The organism is Halodesulfurarchaeum formicicum, from assembly GCF_001886955.1.
Taxonomy (GTDB): domain Archaea; phylum Halobacteriota; class Halobacteria; order Halobacteriales; family Halobacteriaceae; genus Halodesulfurarchaeum; species Halodesulfurarchaeum formicicum.
Genome location: NZ_CP016804.1, coordinates 1,703,692 through 1,717,928 on the forward strand (window position 1 = coordinate 1,703,692; position 14,237 = coordinate 1,717,928).

Consider the following 14,237-nt stretch of genomic DNA (forward strand, 5'->3'; position numbering starts at 1 on the left):
GCCGAAACAGCACCACCGCCACCCGTCGATGATAGCCTGGACTGTGACCCCTTCGATCGCGTCGCCGCTCTCGGAGACCACGTCACCGTAGACGCGGTGTGGGGGTTCAGGCGGGGAGTCCTGGGCGACCGCTAACCCAGGGGCGACCCCGCCGAGGATGGTCCCCAGTACGACAGCGACGACGAGAATCCTGAAGGCTGCTGATCGTATAGTCTTGGTATGTTGGCTTGGCATAATACCGTTCGATAAATCCAGGGTGGGGAGATTACTTAGTTCTGTTCCTCGGCGTTTGGTCAATTTAATAACTCATTAACACGCGGCCACGGAGTTGGATTTGATTCGTTAAGCTCTGATTACGTGGAGCATCGGTTGACCGAGATTAGTATCAAAATCATTTATCTTAATCACGTAATTTCCGGGCGAAACCAGTCTGGAATTAGAGCTTCACTAGTTGACACAATTAGCCTTGGAAGGGAATTATCTGGCCTGACCGCCGTCAAGTTTGGCCTCCGCTCAAGTGAGCTAATTAGACGACCACGGAGGTATTGGCGAAGAGAAACAGATGCTCGCCTCAGAGAAGGAGTCGAGTGGAAAGCAACCGTAGCTCGCATTCTACAACGGGAAAGCGGCCGACGCGTTTGAGGCGTTCAAACCTGTGCGAAAGGCCGGCGAGGAATGAGAGTTCCAGACGACGAAGCAGCCCCTGAATCGAAAGTTCCGTCACGTCTCCGAGGATACGGGTGTAAAGGTGACGGTACAGAAGCTCCGTCGGTGGTTTGCCACGGAAATGAGTCGGTGTGGTGTCGACGCGACGTATATCGACGCTTTCGCTGGACGGACGCCCTCAAGCGTCTTGGAGAAGCATTATCTCGACTACTCACCGGAACGGCTGAGAGGGATTTACAATGAGGCGGCTATCACGGTGCTCGAATAGTCCCGTGGCTGTCGAGTCGTGAAAGAATGAAGGAAAGCGCGGTCAGTTAGCGAGCGGTCACGTCGAAGGGGTAGGCGAGTGGCCTATTTATTATGAGTTATCTGGCGCAATGTCGAATAGCTGTTCACCTCCGAAGTCGATTGGACCAACCTGTGTGGAGCCCGGATTGAAGGTATTATTCGCTTCAATAGCATCCCGGTCAAGGCCAACAACGCTACCGTCTCCACCTCGCCGGTCAGAGACGAATGCAACTATACCAGCACCTTCAGTCTCGGTAAAGGTATTAGATTCGATGGTGATGTCGGTAGTAGCGCCAGTCTGATGGTCTATTCCTATGTTGCTGTCCTCAAATGTATTCCCCGATATCTCGACTTCGCCGTTGTAGCTACCGCCCAGTTGCACTCCGACGCGGTCGTTCTCCACGAACTCGTTGTTCGTGATTGTGTATTCGGGGGATGGTCCGTCGAAGCCGGACGGCCTGACACCGACGTCAGTTTCAATTGTGTTACCGTCGACCACAATTGCAGTGTTCTCAAGCTGAACTGCTTCGACGAGGCCGCGAACCTGTGCCTCACCCGTTCCGTCACCAGTCTGGGTCAGCAGGTTATCCTCAATCTGAATCTCTCCATCAATATGTTCGATGAGGATGGTCCCAAGATTACTTGGTCCATCCGAAGTCGCTGTAATGACGTTGTTCCTGATGGTCAGGTTGTTCGCTCCGGGGTTGGACGTCGAGCCGATTTGGACGACACCTTCGGCTTCTCCGATGGTCCGTTCAATTGCGAACCCGTCAATAACAACGTCACTCGGGTTTCCGTCAACGAATACACCGCTGGTAATCGTCGCTTCAGAGCCACGCTGGTCGCTATCACCAGCGACGCCAGCGTTCGGGCCTTCGAGCGTCAGGTCAGTCTTCGAGACACTGAAGCCATCATAAGTCGTGCCCTCAGAGTTCTCTTCGACGTAGATGGTTGTTCCAGCACTAGCGGAATCTTCTGCGTTCGCGATAGCGCTCGCACCGGTCTCAACCGTCCAGTCGCCCTCCGTGCTGTAGTAGGCCATGTCCTTCATGACCGGGGTGGAGACAGTGGTCGAGGCCATGCCGGCGTCGGTGTCAGAGACCACGTACTCGCCGCTCTCACTGTTGTCGACAAGCTTCGCATTCAGATCCGCGTCGTCCTCGGGAAGGTTCTGGGGATTGAACGTGACCGTCTTTTCTCCAGCAGAGGAAAGGTCGACGGTCTTGAGGTTGTCACCGTTCTGCTTCTCGATGACGAGGGCCGGATCCACGACTCCGTCGTTGTATTCCACATCGAACGTGACCGTACTGTCAGGTGTGAGGTCGTTGCTATTCACCGAAACCGAACCACTACGGTCGGCCGGATCGACTTTCTCACCGTATTCACCAACGTTCCCGTCGGTGGTGACAGCCCGAATATTGATGTATTCAGATTCAATTCCGTCGTAATCTGATTGGTAATCAACGTCGAAGGTTCCCTCGTAGAGGGTCGCTTCCTGCAGGTTGCTATCGACGGCTTTCAGCTCGCCATTGTCGATACCGAGATCGTGGTTGTCAGCAGTGACACTCCGCAGTGCGGCGTCACTATCGACGGCCACCTTAATTGTGACCTCTTCGCCGTTCTCGATGGTGGAGTCAATGAAATTGACGCCAGATGCAGCATACACGTCCGGCTTTTCGCTAGTCGGGCCGCCGTAATTCACCGGCACGTGTAGGCCACCTTCGCTGGTGAACAGCCAGTAGCCCTGGCCGGGCTTGAGGTTACGGTCGGTCGTGAGTTGCTCGCCAGTGTAGCCGTTCTCGATCTGGTAGACCTGGTCACCGAGCGGCGTCAGTGCCTGGCCAACCTTCTGGTAACCCTCCTGGTAGTGACCGATCAGGTTCCAGCCAGCGTTGAGCGATTTCTGCGTCCGGTCGCCCGAGACTGGTGCGTTCTGCGCGTTAACCGAAATCTGAGTGTCACTTACCGTGCTGACGATGTACCCCTCGCCACCTTTCAGGTAGTCCAGGGAGTTCTCCTCAGCACCAGGTGCGAATTCCAGCCATCCGTTCTCGCCAGCATCGGGGTCGTCAGGTGCGTACGCCCACACGGCCTCAACCTCATCACTGTTGAAGTCCGTCTCAGTGATGTCGAGGCGGCCAGTTTCGGCCGGCACGGAGATGACGTTCAGTCCCTCACTGGAGAGATCGAACCTTTCCGTTCGAATCGGCGTCTTCACTTCGTCGCTGTTAGATTCGTATTCGCTCCCGAACGCGTCGGAAAGACTCCCAGCGTCGAAAGTGATATCCGGCGCGTCGGCAGTCTGGAACTCCTCGTCAAAGGTGACGAAGATAACACCAGATTTTGATTCGTCGTTCAGAGCGTCGACCCTTCGAACATCAGTGGAAACCCCTTCAACGCCGATCTCGTCGGTCTCGGGTTTTTTGTCCAGGGGTTCGCTGAACAGCACTTCAATAGTTAGTTGGTCTTCATAACCATTGGCCACCGTTGCCTCGATTGGCTTGGGCTGCTCGGTATCGACGAGGGTCGTGCTTGTCGGATCCTCACCGTTCCACACTTCAGAATCGCCCTGTTCGTCCAGATACGTGGCATCGGTGACAGTCAGTTCGTACTGACCGTCGTAATCCACCTGAACAGGTGCCGTGTACCGGTACTCACCGTTCGACTGCTTCACTTCCGTGAAGTCGTCGATGGAGAGGGTCGTCGTGCTGTCCTGATCGTAGTGGAGGTTCGCCACCGTGGCGCCGAGCGTCTCGAGTTCGTGATCCGATACGATGACGGGCAGGACTTCTTTGTCAGCGTTGGCGTTCTCCAACGCGACAGTACCAAGGTCCGGGGTAGGACCGGATTCGTACTGCACCGAATCGATATTATCGACATCGACCACCTGCGTGACCGAGTCACTACCGCCTTCAGCACCGTGGACGGTCGCCTTCAGCTTGATCAGTCCGTCTTCGTAATTGGTCGTGTCGATCCATTCACCGTTGAGTTCTTGGTAGTTTCCGAACTCAGCCGTGGTTTCGTTGTACTCGGCCACCGAAATGGTGAAAGATTCACCCGACTCGAGAGCATTTGTGTCTCCGTCCCCGTCGTAATCGAACAGTTCATCGGAGCTATCATCGGTGCTTTCGGTCAGGTGCACCCAATCGGATAGGGTGTTAGGAGTGTCTACTTTTTCGACCGTTCCAACAACGTTGTCAATTGTGAATTCCGCAGAGTCCGAAGCAGTATTGCCGTACTCATCCTCAACGTCGACGACGAAATTGTAAGTACCGTCGGGGAGGTTGTTCGTGTCGTAATTCTCGACGGAATCCGAGATCTCGATGTAATTCGAATTCTCAGTGTCTTCAATTCGGTACGTGGCCTCCACGTCATCATCCATCTCGGTCACGAACGTGGAGAAGTTTACCGCGCCACTGAAGTCGTCATCTAGGGTTGGGCTGGGTGCCTCGACTGTAATCTTCGGTGTCTGGGTGTAGACCTCGAAAGTTGTCTCGTTCTGGCCTTCGGTCTGCAGTGCATTGTTAGCAACGTCCTCAGCGGCGGTGACGTTGGCTATAGCAGACCCATTCTCAATGTCATTGAGAACTGTCGGATCTGATGTGTCCGAAGGAGTGAACCCGATATCGACTTCATCGGTGTAATCTAATGACGCAATTCCTTTGCTAACCGTCGTGTTGACTTCGCCATCGACTCTCAATTCGACTTCTACGGTTGCAGGATCGACCGGCTCGTCAAACGTCACCGTGACCGTATCCTGTTCGTCGTAGTCGGCTTCTGTGATTGTCGTGTCCGAGAGCTCGATGCTCTCTGCGGTCGGCGAGGTGGTGTCGACCTTGACATCGTAAGTCTCTTCGATCGAATTGCCAGCCGTGTCTTCACCGGAGATCGTCACCGAGTACGTGCCGTCTGCACTGAAGTTGTAGTCGTCACCGTCCGTGTTGACGCTGAATGTGCCACCCGAAGTGTAAACGTCGTCGGCTTCGTTGTCGAATGTCACTTCGCCGTCTGCACCAGGTCCGTCAATGACCAGTTCGGCGGTGCCGTCGTTGATCAAACTCGCGGCCGGCGCCTCCAAGGACACATCAAAGTCGACAGCGTATTCGTTTTCGTCGTAGACATTGAGCTCGTTTGAGCTATCGAATGGGTTTCGATCCTCACCCTGGGAGAATGTTTCTTCAGCGGCATTCGAACCATCCTCGTTATCTGCGACGAATTCAGTTTCGAGCGAGTCGGTTTCTACCTCAAACGAGAACGAGGCGTCCTTGCTATTACCCGCTGTGTCAGTGGCCGTCACATAGACGGTCGTCGTGCCGTCCTGGAGGGCAGGAATATTGCCACTGCCAGGATTAATTGTCAGGTTCTCGTCCGCATATGCGAGCCCATCCGGCTCATTGTCCGGAGTGAGGTCGTAAGCGCCCATCTGGTCGCCATTGTGGTAGAGTTCGACCTGAATGGTTTCGACATCGGTCGTCTCATCACTCACAGGGACGGCGATTTCTTGATTAGGGTCATTGACTTCACCAGTTGGAGTGGCTTCACTATCGGATATGGTTGGCTTATCAGCATCAACCTGCAGTGAAGCTGACCGCTCACCTTCATCATCCTCGTCTATTTCGGTTTCCGTGTCACTCTCGTCTTGGAACACATAGACATCATACGTGCCACTTTCGCTCGGGGCTGTGAGCGTTATTGAGTAGGAATTGTCATCCTCATAATTATCTATGTGCTCTAACCCGGATGTGTCTTCAGCAGAACTGTAGTTACCTGCATCGTCTTCGTCGATGAAGGCGTGAACGGTTCCATTTGCATTTACTGTGCCATTTACGTAGATATCATCGCCATCCTGAACGAGGTCATCGCTCAAGGACATCGATGCTGTGTTCGCCGCCGCACTTCCCGCAAACGCGATTGACCCTCCCGCGATCGAGAGGACCATCAGCGCCGCGAGGAAGATTGCGCGGGCTTTGTCTGTATAGCCTTCGTTCATGGTTGGTTTGTGTTTGAATGCAGACGCCGAAACAGCACCACCGCCACCCGTCGATGATAGGTACTGTTGTCTGTCGGCGTCCACATATGCCAGTGGTATATGCGATCGAACTTAAAGCTAATTGCTCGCGTAACGGTCGCCGTCCAGGAATTCAATAGCCGCTTAATCCGCTGTTAATGCGGTATTAACCGCCACAACCGCGGATCCAGCACCACCAGCCGGCCACATATTTGTAGCCCTGCCAACATTTCCAGCACCCAATCGAACTCACGAACGAGCCACATTCCACCCCGCCAAGCGAGCCATACTTCACTTTCCACCCGATATTTCGTCCCATGCCTTCCGCATCTCCTCACGCCATCCTCCGCGCGCGCCTCGACACCATCCAGGACGCCCCACCCATCACGGGCGTCGCGACCGGCGACGAACTCACCATGGTCGTCCTCGAAGACGACCGGGCCGGCGTCGCGATGCTCCCCGAGGGCACCATCCCCGAGGTCGCCGGCGAGTCGGCACGCGCCGTCGCAAAACGGGGCATCGAGAGTACGGACCCACGCGAGCGCGCGCTCGGGGTCGCCGCGCTCAACGCCCTCGACGCCCCGGCGGACGTTCGCCCCGGACTGGACCCATTCCGCAGCCTCGACCCCGCGACTGAACGGGTGGCGATGGTCGGGCTGTTCGCCCCCGTACTCTACCACCTCGATGCGGGCCACGTGGACGTCTTCGAGCGCGATCCCGACGCGATGGACCTGCCCGAGGACCTCCCGGCGGACATCGAGGTCGCGATGCACGCGCCCGAGAGCGCGAGCGAAATCGTCCCCGAATCGCAGGTGCTCTTCGTCACCGGCTCGACGCTGGTCTACGGCGGACTCGAGAACTATCTGGACGCCGCGCGGCCCGACCAGACCGTGGTGATCGTGGGCGCGAGCGCGTCGTTCACGCCGGCCCCGCTCTTCGAGGCCGGGGTCGATCTGGTCGGCGGGGCCAGCGTGGCCGACATCGACCGGCTCCACACCGAAATCGAGGCCGGGCGCTCGGAAGCTCAGCTGCACGACGTCGGGCTGCACAAGTGGGCCGTCCTCGATCCCCAGGCCACCGACCTGCCGGGACTCCAACTCGAGTAATTACGGACTGGTGACAGGCGTGGGAACGCGAACGGCCTGCAGAAACACTGAAAGCCGGAGATCGCTGTATTAGAGACGATGCCGACCGACACGTTCGCGCCCGACGCCGAGTGGTTCAGCGCGGTGGCTCCCGAAGGGATCCCGACCCGGACCTCCACGGTCATTTCGGGGCCCGGGGGCTCCGGCAAACCGCTGATCGGCTTCGCGATCGTCGACGCCTGGCTCGCGGCCGGCGGCGAGGTCGTCTTCCTCCTGACGAACTCCGACGCCGAGTTCGTCTACGAGACGATGGAGCTGCTCTATGACACCGACCGGGAGACCATCGACGAGGGAGTCTCCTTCGTCTCGTTCGACCCCGAAATGGAGCCGTCCGTCGAGGCTATCGAGACCACCGCTGACGGCGTGATCCGGGGGAACCTGCTCGCAGCCGACGTGTGGAAAGAGACGATCGAGTTGGCCCTCGAGCAGACCACGGATTCGGGGCCCGGAACGCTCCTCTTCGGGACGGCGCTCAACCTGCTGCTCTTCTCGGATACCTACCGCGAGTCGATCCTCGACGCGTTCGTCGAGACCGCCGGCCGCGAGGACGTGACCACCCTGTTCACCGTCAGTTCCTCGGCCTACGAGGACCAGATCGGTCGCGTCGAGGACGCCGCGGACACCGTCTTGCTCACGGACATGGACGAGGGCACCCTGCGGCTTCGCGGGGAGCGCTCCGAGAGCGTGCCCCTCGAAACCGAGTTCGTAGACGTGCCGTTCACGGCGGACGAACTCGATCACGTCCGTGAGGTCGCCGAATCCTCCCGCGACGACCTGATTCCGACGATCAAGTCACTCTGAACGGTACCGACTCGCTCGCAGACACCGCACCGCCAGGCAACAGTCGGGGACCGGGTCGAACAGCAGGCAGGATTATGATCCGCTGATTCGACGATCGTCGAGAACGTTTCGAGAGCGGCTATTTTCCCAATACCGCCACTGATGCCGTCGAGACGCCTGGAGACGGCTGCTCCCAGTAACCAGCGATAGCGTTTCACACAGCACCTCCGATCGAATCCGGATCGACCCGATTAACCTGCCAGAATACAAAAGGTAGATCGAAGGAAAACAGAATCACTGGTGAACGAGAAATTCAGAGGTCCGAATTCGAATGCTCGAACTATTGAGACGAGGGCCGAAGAAATCAAAATTGTCTCGGGAGCACTCACACGAATTTTCGCCAATCCGCATCGTTACATTATGACATGAACGCGCAGTTTGTGCGGACACAGTGACCGAAACGCGGGGTGGACTGTCGGACCGAACGCGGCCTCGTCTGCCCGGGCCGAACTGGCGTCCGAACCGAGCAAAACGCGCCAGCACACACCGGAACCTGCGGATCGTGTGACTCAGTCCAGTCACCGAAGCCGGTTCGTGTGCCCGACACACTGAGCGAGCGAACTGCCAGAACGACGAGCGAGCGAGTGGGAGTCACTGTAGTCACTCGTCTGGTACGTCGGGGTCCTGGCGGCAGTTTCACGACCACGAACGGACTTCGACGAATAACGAACTCGATCGACGGGACCGGCGACCCGATCAGGACTGGCCGGCCGTCTCGGCCGGGCCGGAGCCCTCGATGGCCTGCCCGGGAACGTTCTCACAGGGCGTCTCCCAGATGCGTTCGTCACAGCGGTCCTCACAGTCGATGCCCACGTAGGCCCGGGCCTCGTCGATCACTGCGGCCGGGAGGGCGAAACTCGCCTCGTAACTGGCCGTCTCGGGGATCGAAACGTCGAGGGACTCCTCGAAGAACTGGGTGAACACACACTGTCGCCACTGGAGGTGTCGGGCCATCAACGCCCCTTTTCGTGTGAGCGAGATCCCGCCGTAGGGTTCGTGGTCGACGTAGCCGTCTGCGGCCAGTCGACGGGTCATCTCGGTTACGCTCGCCGGCGTCACACCGAGTCGATCGGCGATGTGGGAGGGACGGACCTCCTCGTCCGGGCCCGAAACGGCGGCCAGGATGGTCCGGAGGTATCGGCCGGCGTTCCGGTTGGGCAGATCCGCAACTGGGTCCGGCTGGTCAGTTCGGGCCATCGGTCTAGGGCTTATCCTCCGGCCCGGCGCGCCAGTACACGCGGGTGCCGCCGACTTTGCGACGGTCGAGGACACCCGCATCACACAGATCGTTGAGTTTGCGGCGGGCCCCCTCGGTGGTGCTGTCGAAGTGCTCGGCCACGTCCGTCGTCGCGATCACCGGTCCCGGGATCCGGTCGAGCAGGGCGAGGATTTCTGACTCGGTCATCTGTTCGACGTACTGGCCACGGTCGTTCCGTCGCCGCGACCGGTCTCCCCGTCCGCGTCGATCCCCACCACGGCCGCGGCCCCGACCGCCCGTGTCAACGGGCCGTTCGGTCGTCGAGCCACCATGCTTCTGTTTCCTGGACATACCTATTCGTAGTGGACGAGTCGGCTTAACCGTTTTGGACCTCCCAAGTGGCCTGGACCAAGTGGGATCCACGGGCCGGCGCCGGGATTCGGCGATCGATCCGAAGATACCGGCCAAATAGCGAGAGTCAGGAACCCTTTTGCGGGTTCAGTTCCAACTTCTATTCGAATGTAGTGGCCCCTGTTCGGCACACAGGCGCCCACTCCCCCCCCCCGACACATCCATGGCACAAACGATCAAGGAGATGGTCTACTCGAGTGTTTCCCCCGAGGAGGTCTTCGAATCCTTCTACGGCCTCAATCATCGGGAGCGCAAGACCTACGAGACACTCCTGACCGCCGAGGAGCCCCTCTCCGTCGAGACGATCGCCGAGCGGATGGACTGCTCGCTCTCGACGGCCTATCGGTACATTGACACACTGGAAACTCACAACCTCGTCCACGAGACGGGCCTGTACGACGGCGAGTACCTCAAATCCGGGTACACCGCCGAAGATCCAGCCGTGATCGCCGAACACATGTTCGATTACGTGGACTTCAAAGTCGAGAAGTGTCGCAAGAACATCGAGGCGGTGACCGGCACCGACCTGGAGACCGACTGTGAGGAGACCGAGTGGGATCGAGCCGGCACCTTCCTTTCGGAGTAGCGGAAAAAACGAACCGCGAACGCGAGGTTTTGCTCAGGCGACCGTCAGCGGGAGTTTCACCGCCGCGAAGATGATGACATAGCGGAGGAAAAAGCCGCCGACGAGCACCAGGCTATACTTGAGGACATACCCCGCCCGGAAGATCTGATGCCAGGTGTGGCTCCGCTCGTCGAGATCGAAGAGCGCCGACGCGCCCGTCATCACCAGTGACATCGCCAGGGGCGTGAGCAGTCCCAGGCCCACGACACCGACCCAGAAGGGCATGGAGAACACCGAGTTCAACGAGTCCACCGTCGCCTGGCTCGCCATACAGCCCGTCCGGCCCTGCAGGAAGTTGTAGAAGGCCAGCAGGATCCCCAGTTCGACGACGATCAGTGCGTCGTCCGCCAGACTGTACTGGTGAACGGTCTCGGTCAGGCCGTCGAAGATCGCGGGCATGGCCACCGTGGCCGCGAGCCCGGTCGAGATCCCACTCATCAGGAAGAGTGGCGGCAGGTAGGTCCGGTTCCAGAGCGGGCAGGTCCAGAGATCGGAGAGCAGCATCGACGTGTAGACGATGACCCCCATTCCGAGGAACGCCCCGAACACCCGGATCGCGGTGTGAAGTTTCTGGGGCGGCTTCGTGATGTCCGAGAACCGATCCAAGAGGTTCAGAACCACCGGTTCGCCGCCGATGGCGATCCAGCCGAGGATCCGTCGGACGAAGAAGCTTCCCGAGGTCCGGCCCTGCTTCTCGCTCCCGAAGAAGTTCCAGACGAGGTCCAGGGTGGCCAGCGTCGAGAAGATGACGATGAGCCAGGTCCCGATCACGAGCCAGGAACCGTAGTTCGTGAAGTTCCAGGCGAAGGTCAACGCCCGCAACGGCGCACCGAGGTGATAGAGCAGCGCGCCGGTCCCCACACCGATAGCCACGACGGACAGCAGGCTCCCCCAGCGAGAGGTCTCGTCACGAGACTGCCATTCGACGTCACTACTCGCCCGGCCCCGGATCAACTGTGCCGAGACCGAGGTCACGTAGGAGCCACCGCTCACACCCCCGAGGAAGAGGTAGGTGGCGATGAACAACCCCCAGTGAACGCGGGGCACCCAGATGACGCCACTTTCAGCTGCGAGCATCGTTTTACCCCTGGTACGGAATCGGCGTCTCGACGTTTGCCGCGGCCTGGCCCTCCTCGCCAGTCTGCGGTTCGACGATGACCGATGTCGGGTTCTGTTCGAACTTCCGGGCGGCCGCATCCGAGGCCAGATCCATCAGTTCGCCGATCGGGCCGGCGTGAAGCGCCTCGCCCACACACTCATCGACACAGGCGGGTTCGAGCGGGTCGTCCTGTGTGTTCTTGGACTCGGCGTCCGCACCGGCACCCGGACCTTTGTCGAGACAGAGGTTGCACTTCTGCATCAGGCCCTCCTCGCCGTACTGGGGCGCGCCGTACGGACAGGCCCAGCCACAGTACCGACAGCCGATACACTCGTCCCGATCGATGGTGACGATGCCGTCACTCTCGCGCTTCTCGATGGCGTTGGTCGGACAGACATCGACACACGGCGGGTCCTCACAGTGCATGCAGGAGAGCGAGACGTTGGTCTCCTGGTAGTCGGGGAACTCGCCGGTCGAGACGGTCTCGACCCGTCGCCAGTCGACGTGACCGGCCTCGGTTCCGTGCCGGTTCTTGCAGGCGATCGCACAGGCGTTACAGCCCATACAGGAGTTGGGATCGAAGTAAAAGCCCCACTGCTCACCCATCAGTTCTCACCTCCGGATTTGGTGACCGAGATAGCGATGTGCCTGTCGATTTCGCCGGAGATCGGATCGATCTGGTCTGGACTGTTCAGTAACATGTTGTTGGCTCCGTCCTCGTCCGGCTGGATCGAGCCGCGGCCGAACCCGTAGGGCTCGACGCTGACGGCTCCCGGCCGAATACCCTCGGTGACGAAGGCCATCAGTTCCGCCTCGCCGTGATCGGAGCTGATCGTGACCATGTCACCGTCCTCGATATCTCGCGCGGCGGCGTCCTCGGTGTGCATCACGAGGTAGTTCCCGCGGTAGTCGGCGTGTTCGTGGTCGTAGGATTCAGCCAGCTGTTCGAGCGGCTTGGTGAGGGCCTGGTCCCCGCCGTGGGAGAACTCGACTGTGCGAGCGTCGAGCATCTCCAGGGGGTACTCCTCGCTGAGTTCGTCGCCGATCGTTCCCGGCGGCACCCACTGCGGGCCCGTGCCGATCTCGGCGCCGGCCTGCTCGCTGAGCTTCTCGTACGCGCCGGTGAGCTTCTTGTCCAGGTCGAACCAGAAGGTGTCCGCGCCCTGGGCGAAGCCGCCTTTCTTCCACTTCTCGTAGCCGTACTCCCCGGTGAGGACGTAGGTGTCCTCGTCCTCGAGATCATCGAGGGTGAGATCGAGCCCGGAGAGCTGATCGTTGATGTACTCCTCCTTGGAGTCCCAGACGAAGTAATCGTCATACCCCATCGCGCGACCGAGCCCCTGGATGATGTCGAAGCCAGGCTTGGTGTTCCACTGGGGATCGATCGCCGCCTTCGAGCCGGTGACCCACGCTTCGGTGTTGTAGGCACCGTACCCGCCGGAGCCGAGCATCGGCTTCTCCAGCTGGGAGGACTCGGGGAAGACGACGTCGGCTTTCTTGGTCGTTTCACTCCAGAAGGCGTCGATACCGATGACGAGGTCCATCTTGTCGAGGGCCCCATCCGTCTCGTCGGTGCCGAGCCACTCCTGGGTCGCACCGTCCGTGACGGGGTTCCGGTAGTAGTAGACCATCCCGTTGACGTCCCCGTTGTCGACCATCTCGGGGACGTTGTTCTGGACCGGCTTCTTCGTCAGGGACGCGTAGCCAGCCTCCGGATCGGTCAGGTAACACTGGTTGCCCTCGGCGTTGTTCGGCAGTTCGGCCTCACAGCCGACCTCGAACGGGTTCGAGAGCCCGGCGCTCCCGAACCAGCGCTGGCCGCCGGGCCGGTCGATGTTGCCCACCAGCCCGGTGAGCGCGACGAGGTTCTGGGCACCCTTCTGGTGATCGGCGCTCTGTCCGAGCCCCGTCCAGGAGGTGATTCCCGCATTCGGGGCGGCGCGGCCGAAGCCCAGGGCGACCTCGCGGATGACCTCGGCGTCGAGGCCGGTCTTCTCTGCGGCCCATTCGGGGGTCTTGCCCTCGACGGCCTCCTTGTACGCGTCGAAGCCGTGGGTGTAGTTCTCGACGAACTCCGCGTCGTAGAGCTCCTCCTCGATGATGACGTTGGCTATCGCCAGGGCCAGCGCGCCGTCGGTCCGGGGCTTGATCGGGAGCCACTTGTCGGACTTCTTCGCGGTCTCGGTGTACACGGGGTCGATCGTGACGATCGTCGCCCCGCGCTCGCGGGCCTTCAGGAGCTGTTTGGCCTCCCACTGGCCGGCGAAGGTCTCCAGGACGTCACGCCCCCAGACCAGAACGTACTCGGTGTTCTCGTAGTCGACCCAGCGGATGTTGCCACCGCCCAGGCCCATCAGGGTGCCCGTGACCGCCATCGACCCGAAGCAGGTCGGAGTGGGGTGTGGGACGGAGTTCGGACAGCCATAGAGGTTCCCGAAGAGCGTACTGAAGGTCCCGGCCGTGCCCCAGCCGTGGAACTCGACCAGGCTCTCGGCCCCGTGTTCCTCCTTGAACGTCTCGAGTTTGTCCGCGGCGTACTCGAAGGCCTCGTCCCAGCTCACGGCCGTAAGTTCGCCATCCTTGCGGACATATGGTTCCTTGATGCGTTTGGGCGAGTACGCCTTCTCGACCTGGGAGAGCCCCTTGGGACAGAGTGTGCCCTTGGTACCCTCGCCCGCGCTCCCGCGCGGGTGGCCATCGATACCGTGAACTTCAGTCGCGACTTCCGTCCCCTCGCTGTTCTCCTCGAGGGTGACCTCCATGCCACACAGCTTGTGACACTGCCAGCAGTTCCCGTAGGCCGTGTTCTCGGACTGCTCGTCGGTCGCTGCGCCACTCGTCTGTACGGCTGTGCCACCGATACCAGCTGCGAGGGCACCGGCTGCCGACGTCTTGAGCAAGGTCCGTCGGGTCAGCCCGCCCTGCGTGTTTTCGGTTTCGGATGTTGATTTCGACAT

At 59.9% G+C, this 14,237-nt stretch carries 10 protein-coding genes; 4 read left to right on the plus strand and 6 right to left on the minus strand.

All coding sequences use genetic code 11. The annotated features are described in order from the left end of the window. The first annotated feature begins 703 nt into the window (after nucleotides 1-703). Nucleotides 704-934, plus strand: coding sequence for an integrase (locus tag HSR6_RS11435; protein WP_083426124.1), 231 nt, complete (start codon nucleotides 704-706; stop codon nucleotides 932-934). Nucleotides 935-1,024: 90 nt separating this feature from the next. Here HSR6_RS11435 and HSR6_RS08800 read toward each other — a convergent pair whose 3' ends face one another. After that, complete coding sequence (locus HSR6_RS08800; protein WP_148661822.1) at nucleotides 1,025-6,028, minus strand: surface glycoprotein; 5,004 nt, start codon at nucleotides 6,026-6,028, stop codon at nucleotides 1,025-1,027. Nucleotides 6,029-6,279: 251 nt separating this feature from the next. On the opposite strand from HSR6_RS08800, the gene HSR6_RS08805 reads away from it, so the two are divergent. Both HSR6_RS08805 and HSR6_RS08810 read left to right on the plus strand, forming a co-directional pair. After that, complete coding sequence (locus HSR6_RS08805) at nucleotides 6,280-7,068, plus strand: Rossmann-like domain-containing protein (protein WP_071933387.1); 789 nt, start codon at nucleotides 6,280-6,282, stop codon at nucleotides 7,066-7,068. A 78-nt stretch (nucleotides 7,069-7,146) separates the two neighbouring features. Next, nucleotides 7,147-7,908 carry a hypothetical protein gene (locus HSR6_RS08810; protein WP_071933388.1) on the plus strand — a complete coding sequence of 254 codons (762 nt, stop codon included), beginning with the start codon at nucleotides 7,147-7,149 and terminating at the stop codon, nucleotides 7,906-7,908. A gap of 735 nt (nucleotides 7,909-8,643) precedes the next feature. On the opposite strand, the gene HSR6_RS08815 is transcribed toward HSR6_RS08810, so the two are convergent. Together HSR6_RS08815 and HSR6_RS08820 are read right to left on the minus strand one after the other, a co-directional pair. After that, a complete protein-coding gene (locus HSR6_RS08815) occupies nucleotides 8,644-9,144 on the minus strand; it encodes a metal-dependent transcriptional regulator (protein ID WP_071933389.1) in 501 nt (166 codons plus the stop codon). Between the two features lie 4 nt (nucleotides 9,145-9,148). Then, the gene (locus HSR6_RS08820) at nucleotides 9,149-9,496 is read right to left on the minus strand and encodes a hypothetical protein (protein ID WP_071933390.1); all 348 of its coding nucleotides are present in this window, start codon (nucleotides 9,494-9,496) and stop codon (nucleotides 9,149-9,151) included. A 223-nt stretch (nucleotides 9,497-9,719) separates the two neighbouring features. Here HSR6_RS08820 and HSR6_RS08825 point away from each other — a divergent pair, with 223 nt between their 5' ends. After that, nucleotides 9,720-10,142 carry an HTH domain-containing protein gene (locus HSR6_RS08825; protein WP_070365528.1) on the plus strand — a complete coding sequence of 141 codons (423 nt, stop codon included), beginning with the start codon at nucleotides 9,720-9,722 and terminating at the stop codon, nucleotides 10,140-10,142. A 33-nt stretch (nucleotides 10,143-10,175) separates the two neighbouring features. Here HSR6_RS08825 and nrfD read toward each other — a convergent pair whose 3' ends face one another. From nrfD to HSR6_RS08840, 3 genes are read right to left on the minus strand one after another with little or no spacing between them, the layout of a single operon-like run. Beyond that, a complete protein-coding gene (gene nrfD / locus HSR6_RS08830; RefSeq protein ID WP_071933391.1) occupies nucleotides 10,176-11,258 on the minus strand; it encodes an NrfD/PsrC family molybdoenzyme membrane anchor subunit in 1,083 nt (360 codons plus the stop codon). 4 nt (nucleotides 11,259-11,262) lie between these two features. Continuing rightward, on the minus strand, nucleotides 11,263-11,886 hold the full coding sequence (locus HSR6_RS08835) for a 4Fe-4S dicluster domain-containing protein (protein WP_070365530.1): 624 nt from the start codon (nucleotides 11,884-11,886) through the stop codon (nucleotides 11,263-11,265). After that, on the minus strand, nucleotides 11,886-14,237 hold the full coding sequence (locus HSR6_RS08840) for a molybdopterin-containing oxidoreductase family protein (protein WP_083258905.1): 2,352 nt from the start codon (nucleotides 14,235-14,237) through the stop codon (nucleotides 11,886-11,888). The genes HSR6_RS08835 and HSR6_RS08840 overlap by 1 nt, the downstream gene beginning before the upstream one ends.